Source organism: Paenibacillus sp. GM2FR (genome assembly GCF_002803325.1).
Lineage (GTDB): Bacteria > Bacillota > Bacilli > Paenibacillales > Paenibacillaceae > Paenibacillus_AQ > Paenibacillus_AQ lautus.
On sequence record NZ_MKZM01000008.1, the window covers coordinates 2,784,226 to 2,799,699 of the forward strand.

The 15,474-nt window shown below is 49.2% G+C and carries 16 protein-coding genes and 1 riboswitch; of the genes, 5 read left to right on the forward strand and 11 right to left on the reverse strand.

Annotation, left to right across the window (positions count from 1 at the left end; all coding sequences use genetic code 11):
• Positions 1–130: 130 nt before the first annotated feature.
• Positions 131–352 (forward strand): hypothetical protein, encoded by a 222-nt coding sequence (locus PAEVO_RS12340; RefSeq protein ID WP_100537813.1) that lies wholly within the window; start codon positions 131–133, stop codon positions 350–352.
• 18 nt (positions 353–370) lie between these two features.
• On the opposite strand, the gene PAEVO_RS12345 is transcribed toward PAEVO_RS12340, so the two are convergent.
• From PAEVO_RS12345 to PAEVO_RS12355, 3 genes are all read right to left on the reverse strand, one after another.
• Entirely contained in the window at positions 371–1,000 is a 630-nt protein-coding gene (locus tag PAEVO_RS12345) for a DedA family protein (protein WP_100537814.1), read from the reverse strand.
• Positions 1,001–1,124: 124 nt separating this feature from the next.
• On the reverse strand, positions 1,125–1,400 hold the full coding sequence (locus PAEVO_RS12350) for a hypothetical protein (RefSeq protein ID WP_071220365.1): 276 nt from the start codon (positions 1,398–1,400) through the stop codon (positions 1,125–1,127).
• A gap of 28 nt (positions 1,401–1,428) precedes the next feature.
• Positions 1,429–1,632, reverse strand: a complete 204-nt coding sequence (locus PAEVO_RS12355) for a hypothetical protein (protein ID WP_100537815.1) — start codon at positions 1,630–1,632, stop codon at positions 1,429–1,431.
• Positions 1,633–1,855: 223 nt separating this feature from the next.
• On the opposite strand from PAEVO_RS12355, the gene PAEVO_RS12360 reads away from it, so the two are divergent.
• A complete protein-coding gene (locus tag PAEVO_RS12360; protein WP_100537816.1) occupies positions 1,856–2,899 on the forward strand; it encodes a glycine-rich domain-containing protein in 1,044 nt (347 codons plus the stop codon).
• Between the two features lie 245 nt (positions 2,900–3,144).
• Here the strand turns inward: PAEVO_RS12360 and PAEVO_RS12365 are convergent, their stop codons facing one another.
• The 8 genes from PAEVO_RS12365 to PAEVO_RS12400 form a co-directional block, all read right to left on the reverse strand.
• Positions 3,145–3,621, reverse strand: coding sequence for a hypothetical protein (locus PAEVO_RS12365; RefSeq protein ID WP_100537817.1), 477 nt, complete (start codon positions 3,619–3,621; stop codon positions 3,145–3,147).
• A 342-nt stretch (positions 3,622–3,963) separates the two neighbouring features.
• A complete protein-coding gene (locus PAEVO_RS12370; RefSeq protein WP_100537818.1) occupies positions 3,964–4,980 on the reverse strand; it encodes a hypothetical protein in 1,017 nt (338 codons plus the stop codon).
• Positions 4,967–5,329 (reverse strand): PadR family transcriptional regulator, encoded by a 363-nt coding sequence (locus tag PAEVO_RS12375; RefSeq protein WP_100537819.1) that lies wholly within the window; start codon positions 5,327–5,329, stop codon positions 4,967–4,969. Before PAEVO_RS12375 ends, PAEVO_RS12370 begins: the two co-directional genes overlap by 14 nt.
• Positions 5,330–5,601: 272 nt before the next feature.
• Positions 5,602–6,402 carry a Cof-type HAD-IIB family hydrolase gene (locus PAEVO_RS12380; RefSeq protein WP_100537820.1) on the reverse strand — a complete coding sequence of 267 codons (801 nt, stop codon included), beginning with the start codon at positions 6,400–6,402 and terminating at the stop codon, positions 5,602–5,604.
• A gap of 266 nt (positions 6,403–6,668) precedes the next feature.
• The gene (locus PAEVO_RS12385; protein WP_100537821.1) at positions 6,669–8,090 is read right to left on the reverse strand and encodes a sucrose-specific PTS transporter subunit IIBC; all 1,422 of its coding nucleotides are present in this window, start codon (positions 8,088–8,090) and stop codon (positions 6,669–6,671) included.
• Positions 8,087–9,589 carry a glycoside hydrolase family 32 protein gene (locus PAEVO_RS12390; RefSeq protein WP_100537822.1) on the reverse strand — a complete coding sequence of 501 codons (1,503 nt, stop codon included), beginning with the start codon at positions 9,587–9,589 and terminating at the stop codon, positions 8,087–8,089. The genes PAEVO_RS12385 and PAEVO_RS12390 overlap by 4 nt, the downstream gene beginning before the upstream one ends.
• A gap of 182 nt (positions 9,590–9,771) precedes the next feature.
• The gene (locus PAEVO_RS12395) at positions 9,772–10,764 is read right to left on the reverse strand and encodes a LacI family DNA-binding transcriptional regulator (RefSeq protein WP_100537823.1); all 993 of its coding nucleotides are present in this window, start codon (positions 10,762–10,764) and stop codon (positions 9,772–9,774) included.
• Positions 10,765–11,079: 315 nt separating this feature from the next.
• Complete coding sequence (locus PAEVO_RS12400) at positions 11,080–11,928, reverse strand: bifunctional 5,10-methylenetetrahydrofolate dehydrogenase/5,10-methenyltetrahydrofolate cyclohydrolase (protein ID WP_100537824.1); 849 nt, start codon at positions 11,926–11,928, stop codon at positions 11,080–11,082.
• Positions 11,929–11,995: 67 nt separating this feature from the next.
• Positions 11,996–12,075: riboswitch (ZMP/ZTP riboswitch) on the reverse strand.
• Positions 12,076–12,232: 157 nt separating this feature from the next.
• Here PAEVO_RS12400 and PAEVO_RS12405 point away from each other — a divergent pair.
• The 3 genes from PAEVO_RS12405 to PAEVO_RS12415 all read left to right on the forward strand — a co-directional run bounded on the left by PAEVO_RS12405 (position 12,233) and on the right by PAEVO_RS12415 (position 15,416).
• A complete protein-coding gene (locus PAEVO_RS12405; RefSeq protein WP_100537825.1) occupies positions 12,233–13,243 on the forward strand; it encodes a permease in 1,011 nt (336 codons plus the stop codon).
• 97 nt (positions 13,244–13,340) lie between these two features.
• Entirely contained in the window at positions 13,341–14,312 is a 972-nt protein-coding gene (locus PAEVO_RS12410) for a TIGR03943 family putative permease subunit (RefSeq protein WP_100537826.1), read from the forward strand.
• Positions 14,313–15,416: a CobW family GTP-binding protein gene (locus tag PAEVO_RS12415; RefSeq protein WP_100537827.1), complete on the forward strand. Its 1,104-nt coding sequence runs from the start codon at positions 14,313–14,315 to the stop codon at positions 15,414–15,416.
• Positions 15,417–15,474: the final 58 nt, after the last annotated feature.

Here is a 15,474-nt window from a genome sequence, read left to right on the forward strand (position 1 = left end):
GTAAAACCATATGGTATTTTTTCGAATCACACTGAAAATCAGTATATCTTGAGATCAAAGCTTTGTCAAAGGTATCTTGGAATGAAAAGAGGTCCGTTGGGAAATCACTGTATGTAAAGGAGTGGTTCCCATGATGATCAAAAAAGCGGCTGTTTGCGCTTTCATCTTTCTCGTGGTATTGGCGGCGGCCATCGTGACCCATATTCGCACGCAGCCCGTCTACCGACAGGATAACCCGCCAAACGGCGTATATCAAATGCAGACTTCCCTAGATGGATCTCCCTGGTTCTCTCCCCGGGAATATGTGAAAATCATTCGCAAATCACCCGACCCCTTACCGGATCAGCCATAACCCATGGATCAGTATCGTTTATCCGTGAATTTGGATTTCAGTATTCTCCTCTTTGCTTCGTTTATTTCTTCGTATCAACCACGAAATGATCAGGATGACAGCAAGCACCGCAACAATTCCCGCTGCATAGTATCCGTACCGGTTAATCAGTACTCCAATATGATCGACGACCTGATCGCCGACAAACATGCCCAAAGAGAAATAACCGATGGTCCATACAAAGGACGCGGAATACGAATACATCGCAAATCGGCGATACGGCATCCCTTTCATGCCAACCGCATAGGGCGTCACGTTGCGCAAGATGGGCAAAAAAGCGCTGATGCATATGGCGTAATTGCCATACTGGCGGGTCAACCGTTCGGATACATCGAGAAACTGGCGTATTTTCGACTTTTCCCCTACGCGGTTTAACAGCTTGCTCGCGGTAAAGCGGCTAAGCATGTAACCTACCGTCGATCCCGAGCACACGCCAAGAAACGTCATGATAAAAGACGGAAACGGCGTTAAAATTTCGGATGCCGCTAACGCTCCGCCTGTCATTGCCACGACTTCATTAGGCACAGGAAGACCGACCAATCCAAGACACAATACGAGGAATAATGCATAGTGCCCGATCTGTTCAATAAAATCTAATAGCGTATCCACCCCTGTCCCCCTAATCCGTCCCTAGAATATAGTATCAGCTTATATGACAACGTGGCTTTCGCAAACGTGCTGTAGGCGAGGATATGAACTGGACCTGAGACCAGTTTTATTATGGATCATGCCATTAGAGATTTTTAAATGCCGATATGAAAGAACCCGGATCATCCTTCACCGTGTACGAATACACGCCTTGCTGGGTGTGCAAGTATAAGAAACCCCCGCCGTCTCCCATCGGCCGATACGACAGGTCAAACACCTGCTTAATCGGGAACTCCCGGTATTTCGTTACGATTCGATCCTCGTACAGGAACATCTCCCGCCCCTGCTCTTCCGTTCGTTGTTCGATGCCATCCACAACTCGGTTGATTTTGTAGTATGGCTGTACGGCTACCCAATTCACAAGCGCCCTCCTTGCTGTCTTTGCTTTTTTATTTGGAAGATCGCACTTCCCCCTTCTTCTTTCTGCGGCTCTTGATTCGTTCCAGCAGCTCCAGCGCCCCGATAAACAGTACGAATACCACGAAGAGCGCAACCGCCCGGCCAGGCTCGATCAGACCGGTAATAGATGCAACGATGCCGGTAATGCCTACAATAATAATACCTAATACGGATAGTTTCCAACCTGTTAACATATGTATGCTCCTAAAGTAAACGTAATTGCCATCCATCAAGACATATCTACATGAAAAAAATACGCTAGACACACACGGAATGTATCATAAAGAAGCACCCATGTTCAAGTTATAATCGATTCTCCAATTTCAATTGCCAACACTCATGACATTTGCAATAATTTACTCAGGAGAGAAATTATAAGCCGACCTCCGAACACTAAAAAGACAGGAGGAACATGTTATGAACTCAACAACCTGGATACTGATTATATTATTCATTGTGGTGGATGTATGGATTATTTCTTTTTTCGTGAAACGCTCGTTACGCAGAAGCAGCGGACAGCAGCTGCCTAAAGGCAATAAGCTTGGCCTCGGGAAGATACCCGAGCTGCCGCCGATCGTCAAAGCGGGAAGCCCGGCGAGTGAGCTTGTCGGGAGACTGGAAGCTGCGCTGCCCTACACCTATCAGAACATGCTGAAGCAGCGAGTGATGAGTGAGCATCCGAATCTGTCCGAACAGGAGTATGAATGGAGATGGCAGGAGCTCAAACGGTTCTTCATCATGTGCGCCGTGCTGGATCGTGTCCCGATGTTCAGCAAAGACGTGGATGAAGTATGGCATGAAATGCTGATGTATACATACGAGTACCAACAATTCTCGGAACGCTTTCTTGGTAAAATGCTTCACCACGCCCCAAACACCGGTAGCGAACATGTACCGATTCCGAATGAACGCGCGTGGTTTGATACGGTATATGTACAATTATTCGGCTGGCATGAATACAGCGCCAAACTATGGGGAGCTTTCTTCCGCGTCCCGCTGCCGCGCGAAGAGCTGGAGGTCTGCACTTCCCGTCATTTCACCGTGAATCATGGACAGAAGCGCTTTAATGCCTGGACCTATGAAAAGATCCCTGCAGCGCGTACGGCCATTGATGCTATCATCCAGGATCTGCAGGATCGGGTTCGAACCGCCCAAGAAGATCCGGCGCGTCATGAGAAGCAGGTCAATTTCCGAAATAGTGATGTGCTCCTGGCAGCGGCCGTCTATTTTGCCTGGAACACACCGGAACAATTTGGTGACCATATGATCCCTGATGAGCGCGAGCTTCATAAAAACAACAGCAGTTCCTCCTGTACCTACGCTTCGGCATGCGGGTCCGGCGGATCGGATTCGGGTGATGGGTCCTCAGGCGATGGATCCGGATCCTCTTGCAGCAGCGGTTCATCCTGCAGCAGCGGGTCCTCTTGCGGAAGTGGCTGCGGGGGCGGCTGCAGCAGCTAAGCTGCAAACGTAACAAGGAACGCCTGCTTATTAATGAACAGAACATAAAGTACGGGCCCAGATTTCAGGCCCATGCTTATTCCGGGACGAAAATAACAAACGGTCATAGCATATTTACTTGCTCAGTTACGCATAAGTGCATATATCCAGAAAACACCATACATCTCCAACTAAAACAAAGAAGCACCTGACCCCATTCATCGAAGGTTCAGGTGCTTCTATATCATTGATATAAACTCGGCATATTAATTGTTAGATGAGAGAACCAAACCGGAACGGGTTTGCGGTCCGACCTTACGCACGGAAATCTGGTTCCGCTCGGCCCAACGCGTAAGACTCCGAATCCCTTCGCAATTTTTCTCTTCAAATTTAAAGCAGCAATACTTTGGATTCACGTTCTTGTCCTTGAGGTTTATTTGGAATGCGGCTTTATGGCATCCGGAAACCTTGATCTCACGTATCTGGTCCACATGAATCTCTACGCCATTGATTGTAATCGTATCCGAAGTCTCCTGAATATTCACTTCCCGTTTCACCAATCGGGCATACCCTTCAATAGCTAGTGCCGCAACAACAACGACGTTCACCGCCATCTGCATATAGAATAGAACAGGATAGGAATATTCGGTCAAGGTCGCTACCTGGAACAGGATAATGCTAATGACAAAGGAAAATAAAATAACGTCTTTCATTCTTGTAGAGTAATGGATCGCGTATTTCATATTAATCAGCTCCGTTCATTCTGTAAGGGTTTTCATTTAGCTCTTACCTTATTATAACACCATTGTACATAATTTTGACACATATCATTCACATTTTTGTCAAAAAAATTATTTGCGTCGCCCCTTATCCTATGCTTATCCATTTTACTTCGTGTCGTTCATGGTCTAGCCAACCTTGTAAGTAGACCGTGACGCAAGGGAGGTTGTCCTCGTTAATGGCGAATGGCGGCAAAAGTGGATGAGGAACGATTCGTTTTCCTATGGTGTCTCCTAACAACAAAAAAGAGCATCCCGCCAGATCCAAGATCTTTTGGGATACTCTTTGCTTCAACACTTTTATTTTTACTTGGTTAACGTCGTATTTCCTTCCTTTCCCCGAAACCGTTTCATCACGACAGATACGGTATCAATAAGGGTAATGACCACAATGATGTAAATGAGTCCGTCCCTGGATCGATCCCAAATTGATTTTACGGTTTCATACGCTTCATCTCCCGGTGTTACGAGACCGGCTTGAACGAGCTGATCCATGAATATCGGATTCCAAATCGTCATATCGGAGAACAGGATCACGGCAACGATAACGGAAGCGACGTTAAATATGACATGCATGACGGCGAGCTGCGGCGTCCACTTTCTTGTGATTAATTTCATGGCTTCATTGAATATGCTGAAGGCGGTAAGAAGCCAGATCAGCGGCAAATACTTGGCAAAGACAGCCTGTTCAAACACCGGAATGGCGATCGAGTTTTCATCGAATCGATGAACACCGATCAGATTAATGGAAAACGTGAACAGGACGAAGAACAGCACGGTAAACAGGATGCCCAGCACCGGCTCGATCGGTTTAATCCGATCGGCTGGTTCCGGAATTGCAGGTAAATCGGATGGTTTCCATGGGCCTTTGGAGACTTGGCGTGCACCGCGGTATTCGATATAGGCAAAGATAACGGTCACCCAAGCAAACCCGTGGATACCCACGCTCAGCAGGGAGACGAAGTACTCCAGAAGCTTCTCGGCGGTGGGAGCCGGGCTTGCAAAGAAATCAACAATGTAGAAGATACCAAGAGCGACGGCGACCGAGTACAATACAATCCGCAGAACAGCCCAATAACTGTCAATCAAACCGGGACCAATGAGATAACGCTCTCTCCCTCTGTATCTTGCTGCCATTTCCCCGGGTGGCCCGAGCTCGATCAGCACCTGTTCCACATCTGCAATGCTTGCGATCTCACCGCCGGCTCTCCGGTCTTCCAGCATGTCTTCGATGAGTCCGTGAAGCTCCTTTTCAATCTCGGCCCTTTGCGATTCGGGCAGCTTCTGTGTCACCGCATAAATATACCTGTTAATCAGATCCATTACCTGACTCCCCCTTGTTATCAACAAGTCCCTCCAGACTTGTCATCATATCCTTCCATTCATGGTAGAGCTGCCGATATATATCCTTGCCTGTCTGACTTATGATGTAATATTTCCTCGGACGAGCTTCATTCGTATCCCACTCGCTATCCAGCAGACCTTGTTTCTCCAATCGCCGCAGCAAGGGATACAGGGTACCCGCTTCCACGCTGATCCCCTTCTCCTGCAATATGGTCACCAATGAATATCCATACTGAGGTTCCGACAACTGGCTGAGAACACCAAGAATGATGGTTCCTCGCCGAAGCTCCTGCACCAAACTGTGTAGAATGTCTTGATCCTCTGACATATCATCATCTCCTGGAAATTATTATACTGTATGTCACACACTAATGTATATAGTCAAATAATAATTATTTACTATTATTTTTCGTTTAATACAAGTTGCAAGGCTGCTAAACCAAGCAGCAGGCCACGTTGAGGCCTGCCCTTTCATGTAAAAAAGGTTATCCTACAGTCGGGACAGTCCCAGACCATAAGATAACCTTTTTATATACTCTCATCTCATTTACACATTCCAAGTGATGTTGCTTCGCTGTCAAACCAGCCGCTTTCGAAAAACTACACGATCTCCTGCGGCTCCTTGCCCAGCAAACCGAGCATGCGAAGTCCGTATTGTATTCCGTCTTGACCGACATCGCGGGTTATATGTCTGGCCGCCTGCTTGACCATCTCCGGCGCATTGCCCATCGCCACGCCGTGGCCTACGTATGCCAGCATCTCCAGATCATTCAGATAATCGCCAAAAGCGATGGTATTCTCCAGATCGATACGCAGCAGCTGAATTAATGGTTTGATTCCTTTTGCTTTGGATCCCCCTGCCGGTAACACGTCAATTCCATAGGGGCCCCAGCGCACGAAATCGAACCGGCCATCGAATCTTTTTACGTAATCTGCTTCCTCATCCTCCGTGCAGAATACAATGGCCTGATAAATGTCTCTGCCCAAGTAATATTCGGGATCATATTCCGGAATCGTAAGTTTCAGTTCTCCCCAGCTGGAATCGATATGAACATGCTCGGTTACGTTCATCTTCATGGCTTCACTGCCGGCATATATGATCGGATGGTCAAGCTCCACGGCCTGCTCCGTCAGCTGCTGCAAGGCATCTTGCGCCAATGGATTTCCATATATCGGTTTGCCTTCATGAACCACATACTGACCATTCAAACAAACATAGGAATGGATCCCGAGCTCCTCCCGCAGCTCTTCAAAATGATAAGGGGCGCGCCCTGTCGCTATGGCGACGATGTGTCCGGCTTCCTTTAACTCTCGAATAGACTCCTTTGTTGTCGCTGGAACCTTCTTTTCATGATCCAGCAGCGTCCCGTCAATATCAAAAAATATGATTTTTTTATTCAATGAAAACTCGCCTCTCTTCCGTATATGCTAGCCAGTACCCCTATTGTAAATGATGAAAAGCATTTCAGAGCAAGCCATAATTTCAGCAAGGTCGCTCGGACGCTTTCCGAACATGCATAAAAACCGCGCCGGTGCACGGTTTTCACGATATCAAATATGGATGAATTAATAATACCATCTGCATTAACATTTCGTGCATGTGCTGTAATTTTCTTATCTAACGACAAAAGAGCCCGCCTATAACAGACGGACTTCTTCTGTGGTCTTTATTTCGCTTCCGAGCGAACCTCGTCGAGCATTTTATCATTGAATCCGAACAGCCAAGTCAGCACAAAAGTTAGAGCCATCGCGGTTACGTTGCACAAAATATAAAGTGGAAGCTGGCTGTTCAAGTATAAGAGCGTACCCGGAATAACGGTAATCGCCATACCCGTAGCCTCAAGCTGGAAGATGGAAGCCATGAAACCGCCCACGCCGCCGCCGATCAAGGCGATAACGAACGGTCTGACGTAACGGAGGTTGACCCCGAAGATCGCAGGCTCCGAAATTCCCAGCATGGCCGAGAATGCTGATGGCAGGGATAACGCCTTCAGTTTTTTATTTCTCGTCTTGAGTCCGACAGCGAGACAAGCTGCACCTTGCGCTGCCATGGCACTTGTCACGATCGCATTAAACGGATTGCTTCCCGTCTTCTCAAGAAGCTGAATTTCAAGGAAGTTAAAAATATGATGCACACCGGTGACCACAATGATCTGGTTAAAAAAGCCGATCACAAGACCCGCAATGCCGAACGGCAGCTCCAGCAAGAAAGTCGTCACGTTCATCACGACCTCTTCCAAGGAGTGGAACACGGGTCCAATTGCGAACAGACCAAGGACGATCATAACGAGCAAGGTTAAAAATGGCGTAACGATCAAATCAATAGCTTCAGGAATGCGTTTTCTCAAAAATCTCTCGAATTTCGCGCCAAGGAGTCCGATGAAGAAGGCTGGAAGGACCGAGCCTTGATATCCGACAACCGGAATGAAATCGAAGAGCATGAGTGCTTCGGCCGAACCGTTCGCCACGCTGTAAGCGTTGGGAAGAGCCGGGTTAACCAGCATCAAACCCAGCACGATACCGAGCACGGGGCTGCCTCCGAACACCCTGAATGCGGACCATGCCACCAATGCCGGCAAGAAAGCAAAAGCCGTATCCGTCAGTACCTGGGTGAAGAGCAGAAAATTAGGCGAGATATCATCCGGTACCGCTCCAAACCAGGCCAGGACGGTTTCTTGCGTCAATAATCCCCGTAATCCCATGAACAAACCTGTGGCGACCAATATCGGGATAATCGGCACAAACACGTCACCGAACGTACGAATCGCCCGCTGAAACGGATTCCCTGATTTTTTCGCCTCGGACTTCAACTCATCCTTGCTTGTGCTCTCCAGCCCAAGCGATTCAACCGCTTCAAAAATCTGATTAACGGTTCCTGTTCCGAAAATGATTTGATATTGTCCGGAGTTAAAAAAAGCGCCTTTAACCTTATCGATATTCTCGACCTTCTTCTGGTCTATCTTCTTCTGATCGTGAACCATAATTCGGAGTCTCGTAGCACAGTGAGCAAAGGAAGCAATGTTCTCCCTGCCACCGATGGCTTCCACTACCTGCCTTGCAATTTTCCGATTATCCGCTGCCATGTTCATTCATCCCCTTCTATATCTTTTACGGCTTGGGCAAGATCCCACTTCGTGACCTTCAAGCCGGCGCTGCCGTTCTTTGCAAAAAATCGAATATGACGGCTGTCCTCCTTGGGAAATATCCGACTCGTAAACACCTCTTGGCCATCATTGACGAACACTTCTGCCGAAGAAATATCCACAAAGAGATGGAATTTGATCGAGTCTGCTTTGTTATGCAGCATACAGGTTCGTGTCGTTCCGTAATCACTCACAATCGTTGCACCCGAGGATGAGCGATCCAGTGTAACCTTCTGCCTGACAGCGTCATACCAAATGACTGTGCGCTCCGTTTCGCCGGCTCGAAATTCAATGCCGACAACGTCCGCTTCGATCGCATGGAACTCGCATATCATCTCGAATACGGTCCCTTCTAACCCTGTATAATTCTTCACCTCGCTGTATAACGTATCCGCTGCTTCCATGGCTGTCCCACGAAGCGTTTCCAACTCGGGGACCGGCTGCTGAATCAGCTTGCCCTCACGGAAAGTGAGCACACGCGGAAGAGTCAAACAATGGGCCCAGCCATGCGAGTCCGTTGGATAGACGACCTCCGGCAAACCCATCCAGCCTACCATGATGCGCCGCTCCTTCTCATCCAGCATGGTCTGCGGTGCGTAAAAATCAAAACCTCGGTCCAGCTCGTAAAAGGGGCCGTGTTCAAACTCCAGCGTATCCCGATCCAGCGGTTTGCCCGAGATGTAGCCGGATTGGTAAATGTTCCGGAATTCGTCGTTTTGCGGACTCAGCCCCTGCGGTGAAAACAGCAGCACGCCCTGTCCTTCCAGTTCAAAATAATCGGGGCATTCCCACATATAGCCGAAATATCCAAGACGGGTTTGGATTTCCCCTTTGCATGTCCAATCCAGCAAATCCGGTGATTCATAGACAACAGCCGTTCCTGTCTGATCACCCCTCTGGGCGCCGATGACGAACCGGAACAGGTCTTCGTCTTTCCATACCTTCGGATCCCGGAAGTGCTCGGTATATCCGTCCGGCACACGGTCTATCAGCGGTTGATCGAATTTCGTAATGGTGCCAACGCGGTCCATCACCGCCATGCATTGATAAGAATGCCTGCTCCATCCCTCATCCCGGGTGTTCCCGGTATACATCAAATACAGTATGTCGTCTTTCACGATCCCACTTCCCGAATAGGCGCCATATGCGTCAAACGAGTGCCCGGGCTCAATGGCAATGCCTTTGTTTTGCCAGTGCACCAAGTCCTTGGAGGAGGTGTGGTACCAGTATTTCAAGCCGTGAAACGTACCCAGCGGAAACCATTGATAAAACAAGTGATATTCCCCGTTATAATAAGAAAATCCGTTGGGGTCATTCAACAAGCCCATGATGGGCTGTATGTGAAACCTCTGCCTCCATTCGCTTTGTTTTGCTTGCTCCTTTAAGGAGGAAATCTCTTCGGGAGAGGCCTGATCCAGGCGTCGGTATTTCCGTTCTCTGTCCATGTCTCTTCTCCTTGTAAATGGGCTTTCTAATAGCAACAAACGGATCATGCTGTGCGTGAACACCAGCCTGATTCACTTGCAGTGGAACCGGTTCCAATTCGAGGTAAAAATAATGAACTCAGCTCCAATACCAGGCAAAAACAGTATTGGAACCGGTTCCGTTTTTTTTCAGTATAAAATACCTAATTTAGATTGTCAACGCTTTCCCGATGAATCATATCGCAATTCATGACCGTCAGGAAATCCACAGGCTCGTCGTTGACCAGCTTTATAATATGCTGAGCTGCGAGGTGGCCCGCTTGGGAATATCCATATTTAACGGTTGTCAATCCGGGATGAATCACTTCGGTTACGTCGTATCCGCCAAAGCCGGTAACGGAGAGTTCGTTGGGAATATGAATGCCTCTCATGTGCGCCGCTTTCATCACGCCCAGCGCAATGTTGTCAGTAGCGCAGACCACCGCAGTAGGCATCGTTCGGTTTTGCTCAAAAATAGCCAAAGCCTCCGCAACTCCATCCGCCATCTTAAATCCACTTTCATAGAAAATCGCTTCCACCCCGTCATACTCGCTTAACGCCTTCAGAAACCCTTCTTTCCGCTGAACTCCGACAGCAACGTCTTTTTCCGTCACACCGATATAAGCTATATGACGGTGTCCCTTGGACAGCACATATCGGCCCATGTCATAGCCTGCGGCATGGTCGTTATAAATCATGCTGTGGACCTCCTTATGCTGTTGTCCGAGCAGAATGACGGGAATGCTGATCTCTTTAATCGCGGCAAGATGTGTTTCCGTCACCTGGGTGGCGAATAAAATGATGCCAGATATTTTTTGCCTAGCGAGATCATACAGCGCTTCTATCTCCCTGGATAAATCCTGGCTTGCATTGATGATGAGAAGCTGATAACCGTGTTTCCTTAATTCTTCATCCATGCCGGCAACGGTCTGCGATGCCGAGAATGAATCCAGACGCGGCACAATGGTGCCGATCATGTTGGTTTTTTTCGCTTTCAAGCTCTGTGCGAACGAATTCGGAATATAGCCGGTTTCCTGAATGACCAGCTCAATCTTTTGGCGTGTCGCATGACTGACGGAACCTCCGTTTAAGAAACGGGAGACCGTGCTTTTGGCAACTCCGGCTTTTTTGGCAATATCTGCAATCGTGTTCTTCATTCGGTTCTCCCGGGAGCCGTTTGCGGCGCTGCACCGAACGGATAAACCTCCGCAGCTCCTTGCTCCGCCACACAACAGGCAATGATTCGTTTGTGCATGAATCTCTCCCCTTCGATTTCACTTTTTCCTAACTATAACATGACGTCTGGGCATCCGTGAAATGCAGACTTCACCCCGAGCCTTTGATGGGCAATACTTTTCTGCGTTCCAGACTCTAGCGGGGAACGAAGCGATTCAAAGGGGGATTCTCCATGCAAATCCCCTTTCGGGACGCGTAAATGAACCGTGCCTTATCCCGTTATTACATGGTTACTGTTAGGCTTGCACGGTTCGCTCAGCCGATTCGACGGTATGCTTCAGCAATGTAGCAATCGTAACGGGGCCAACACCGGCAGGTACTGGTGTAATTGCGGATGCCAACTTCGCGCAGGCTTCGTAATCGCAGTCGCCGATATTGCCTGGATTATAGCCGGCATCCAATACGACGGCTCCCGGCTTGATCCAGTCCCCTTGAATGAAATTAGGCTTGCCTACGGCCGCAACCACGATATCCCCCTGGAACACAATCTCCCCAAGGTTCTTCGTTCTCGAGTGGCAGATCGTAACGGTAGCATTGCGATTAAGCAGCATCATCGATACCGGCTTACCCAGAATCGGACTGCGTCCGACCACCACGGCATGCTTCCCTTCGATCGGCAGATCATAATAATCCATAATCGCAATAATCGCGGCAGGCGTACAAGACGGGTAATCGGCAAAACCAAACGCATTTTGCGAGAAACCAAGCGTGGTCACTCCATCCACGTCTTTTTCAATATCAATAGAATCAAAAGCCGCCCGTTCATCGATATGATGCGGAACCGGATGCTGCAGCAGAATGCCGTGGACATTCGGATCCTCGTTCAGCTCTTGGATCGCGGCAATCAGCTCTGCTGTCGTTGTTGACGTCTCCAGTACCACTTTCTTGGATATGATGCCAAGCCGCTCGCAAGCATTTCCCTTCATCCGCACATAGGTCGCCGAGGCAGGATCATCGCCAACCAGAATCGTTGCCAGACAAGGCGTTACCCCTTGCTGCTTCAATTCCTGTACCTTTACGGCCAGCTTGGCCTTGATATCGTCGGATACCTTTTTTCCATCCAAAATTACGGGTTCCTTACTCATGCTAATCCGCTCCTTCGCCATTGTATTTAAAAAACATAAAGAGGCAAGGCGACTTCATCGTCTCCTTACCTCTTGCCCAGGCGTACGGCATATGATCCTATGTGCTCCCTCTTGGTACCCCAAGCTACGCCAGTAACACATAGATAACTTTTTTTAATATACCACGACTTTGGACATCGCGCTACCGATGACGAAACTGACCATTTTAAATCGTAATCTTTTTGATTAATTTAGGGGAATCACGTATGTTGCTGATGGTACAAGCATAGAATGTCCTAAGATCAAATCGCTCCAGGAGGCCCAAATGAAATATCCGGTAATCTTCAGAATGCTGCCCTTCATTATTCCGCTTGTCTTCGTGATTCCGGTCTTGACGATATGGCTGCAGAAGGATTTAAGTCTACTCTCAAGCCATGACATACAGCAGGTAAAAACCATTTTTACGGGTATTTTCCTTGAGGCACTTCCGTTTGTGCTGCTTGGGGTGCTAATTTCGTCCCTCCTGCAAATGTTCGTCAAAGAACAGTGGGTGCGTCGTATCACGCCCAAAAATCCGGTCGTCGGCGTCCTGTTCGCTTCCATGCTGGGGATCATGTTTCCCATATGTGAATGCGGTATGATCCCGGTCGTCCGAAGGTTGATGCTCAAGGGGATGCCTGCCTACATCGCCGTAACCTTTATCCTCAGCGGTCCCATCCTGAACCCCATTGTGTTCGCTGCAACGATCATGGCCTTCCGTTCGCATCCCGAAGTGACGATCGGCCGGATGGGACTGGCTTTTGCAGTCGCGGTGACGGTAGGTTTGCTCGTCTATGTTTTTTCAAGGAGCAACCCGCTCAAGCGTTCTTTTCAAGAGTTTTCCGAACGTGATTCCGCCAATGGCGGACGCAAGCTGCATGAGCATCCCAAAACATGGAGAAGCATGTTTGTCCACGCCGGAGACGAATTGATTGAGATGGGCAAATACCTGGTTCTTGGCGCATTCCTGACGGCCTGCATCCAATCCTTCATTCCAAGGGAGGAGCTGCTGGCATTGGGGAGCGGTCCCGCCGCCTCTTACTTGTTCATGATGGGGTTTGCTTTCATCCTATCCCTCTGCTCGACTTCGGATGCCTTTGTGGCATCGGCGTTCACGCATACCTTTACCGTAGGCCCGCTTGTTTCCTTCCTGGTGCTCGGCCCGATGCTGGATTTCAAAAGCCTGCTCATGCTGTCGGCTACCTTCAAAACCAAATTTGTGATCGGTTTAAGCCTGCTGGTGATGACGCTCGTATTTATCGGCTCTGTAGCCGTTGACGCTCTATTAGGTGGTTAGCTGGCGAGAGAAGGAAGATTTGCGAAAAACGAAGAGGAGATTACCGGGACCGTTCAGACTCACCAGGTACCCGTTGAGATTGGAGGTGATTGGGACCATGAAGTCCAGTTTGAGGATACGGATTCACTATACGCTCCGGTCGCTGCTTGTTGCGTCTCTCGCCGCTTATATCATGCATCTGAACGCTTCAGATTCGCTTGAATATTACTTAGCGCCTCATATGCAGACCCTGCTGCTTCTATGCCCGGTTCCGCTGTTGTTCATTGCATTCGGCATGATATGGCATTCCCTTGCAGGTGATTCAGGAGAGGTGTGTGATTGCGAGCACCCCCTTCCTGCCGGCCTTGTCAAAAACGTAACGGTATACGGGCTATTCATGGTGCCGCTGCTGTTTGGCCTGCTCCTGCCGGACCAAGCCCTCGGCAGCGATATGGCTGCCAAAAAAGGCATGATCTACACCTATCCGAATCCCGATGTGCGCCGTAAAACCGATGACCGCAACGCTTCCGTCTTTTCTGGCACGGATAAACGATTACCCGAAGTTGATCAGGGAGTACCAGAAGACCTCACATTAAACGAACGATTCGTTGCCAAGGACATCTATAGCGTGGAGTTTGCAGAGCTTGCCAAGCGCTTATATACGCTGCCCGTCATCCGGGTGGAACCGAACATTTTCTCGGAAACCGTCGGGGCCATGGATATGTATAAAGAGCATTTTCAAGGTAAAGCCATCACGGTCCAAGGCTTCGTCTTCCGCGACGGACATATGAATGAGGATATCTTTGCCGTCAGCCGATTCCTCGTGATGTGCTGCACGGCCGATGCTGTCCCGTTCGGGGTTCTTGTGCGCGGCACAAATGCTGCCTCGTTCGCTAATGACACGTGGGTTCAGATCGATGGCACGATCCAGGTTACCACCTTGAATGGTAAAGAGACTCTGCAAATTCAAGCGGAGCAGATTCAGCCGATTGAGCAGCCGGCATCCCCTTACATTTTCACGAATCCGGACTCCGTCGCGGAGTTTGATGAACTATATTCGAACATAACGATACCGGGAGGTAACAAATAAATGAACAAGATACCTGTTGTACTGATCAGTGGGTTTTTGGGAAGCGGCAAAACCACGCTGCTGCTCAGACTGCTGGCGTATGCCGCCAAGCGGCAGTGGAGAACCGCCGTATTAATGAATGAGATGGGCGAACAAGATGTGGATGGCGATACGGTCTCCGGCGAAATGCCCGATCTTCCGATTGAGAAGCTGCTCGACGGATGTATCTGCTGCACCAGGCGAGACGAGCTGGGTCAAGCATTACAGACCCTGTTCAATCAGAAGCCTGATCTCATATTTATCGAGACGACCGGCGTGGCGAATCCTGAACAGATCCTGGAGGATCTGCAGGATCCATCCCTGTCTAATCAAATCTCAATCCAGCGCAAAATCGCCTTGGCCGACTGCAGCAAATTTCTGGAATACAACAGCTTCTTCGCATCCAGCCGTGAACTGGTCCGCACTCTGAGGGGGCAGATTAGCTTCGCGGATATGATCATCCTGAACAAGGCGGGGGACTGCGACGATAAACAGATCAACAAAGTCATCACCTCCATCCGAAAAATAAACACGACGGCAAGTCTGGCCGTAACCGACTACAGCCGGTTGGATGAGAATGAAGTGTTTACGTCGCTTCAGCTTCAGCCCCGGGAGGATGGGATCCATTCGTCTCCACCTTCGAACCGGAGGCAAGGGAATCTTGCGGATCGTAAGCAGGACAAACCGTTGATTGACGATCACGGCAAGCATGGGCACGACGCCCCTGAGGGAACAGTCATTAACCTTGACCACCATAGCCATCAGCACGGAGAGGAGTCCGGGCACAGCAGCCCTTCCTTTACGGGCCTGGACACCTTGACATTATCTGCTCCATCTCCCTTCCCGCTTCAGATGAGCGTAATTGAAACTTTTCTCGCCGCTCTCGGCTCCAGTCTGATTCGGGCCAAAGGTTACATTCATCTCTCGACGGGTCCCTCTCTAGTTCAGTGGGCGGGTTCACAGCTTGAGTGCCAACCAAGCACGCTGCAGCTGCAGCGCGGCTATCTAACGCTGATCGGCCATCGTTTGAATAAAACGCGCATCGTCCAGGAGTGGGAAGACTTGCTAAGCGGCGTGGTGCAATGAAAGCTGGATGGTTGGTTGGATAGATAATAGATATAAAAAAAAGGAGGTCCACAGAGGA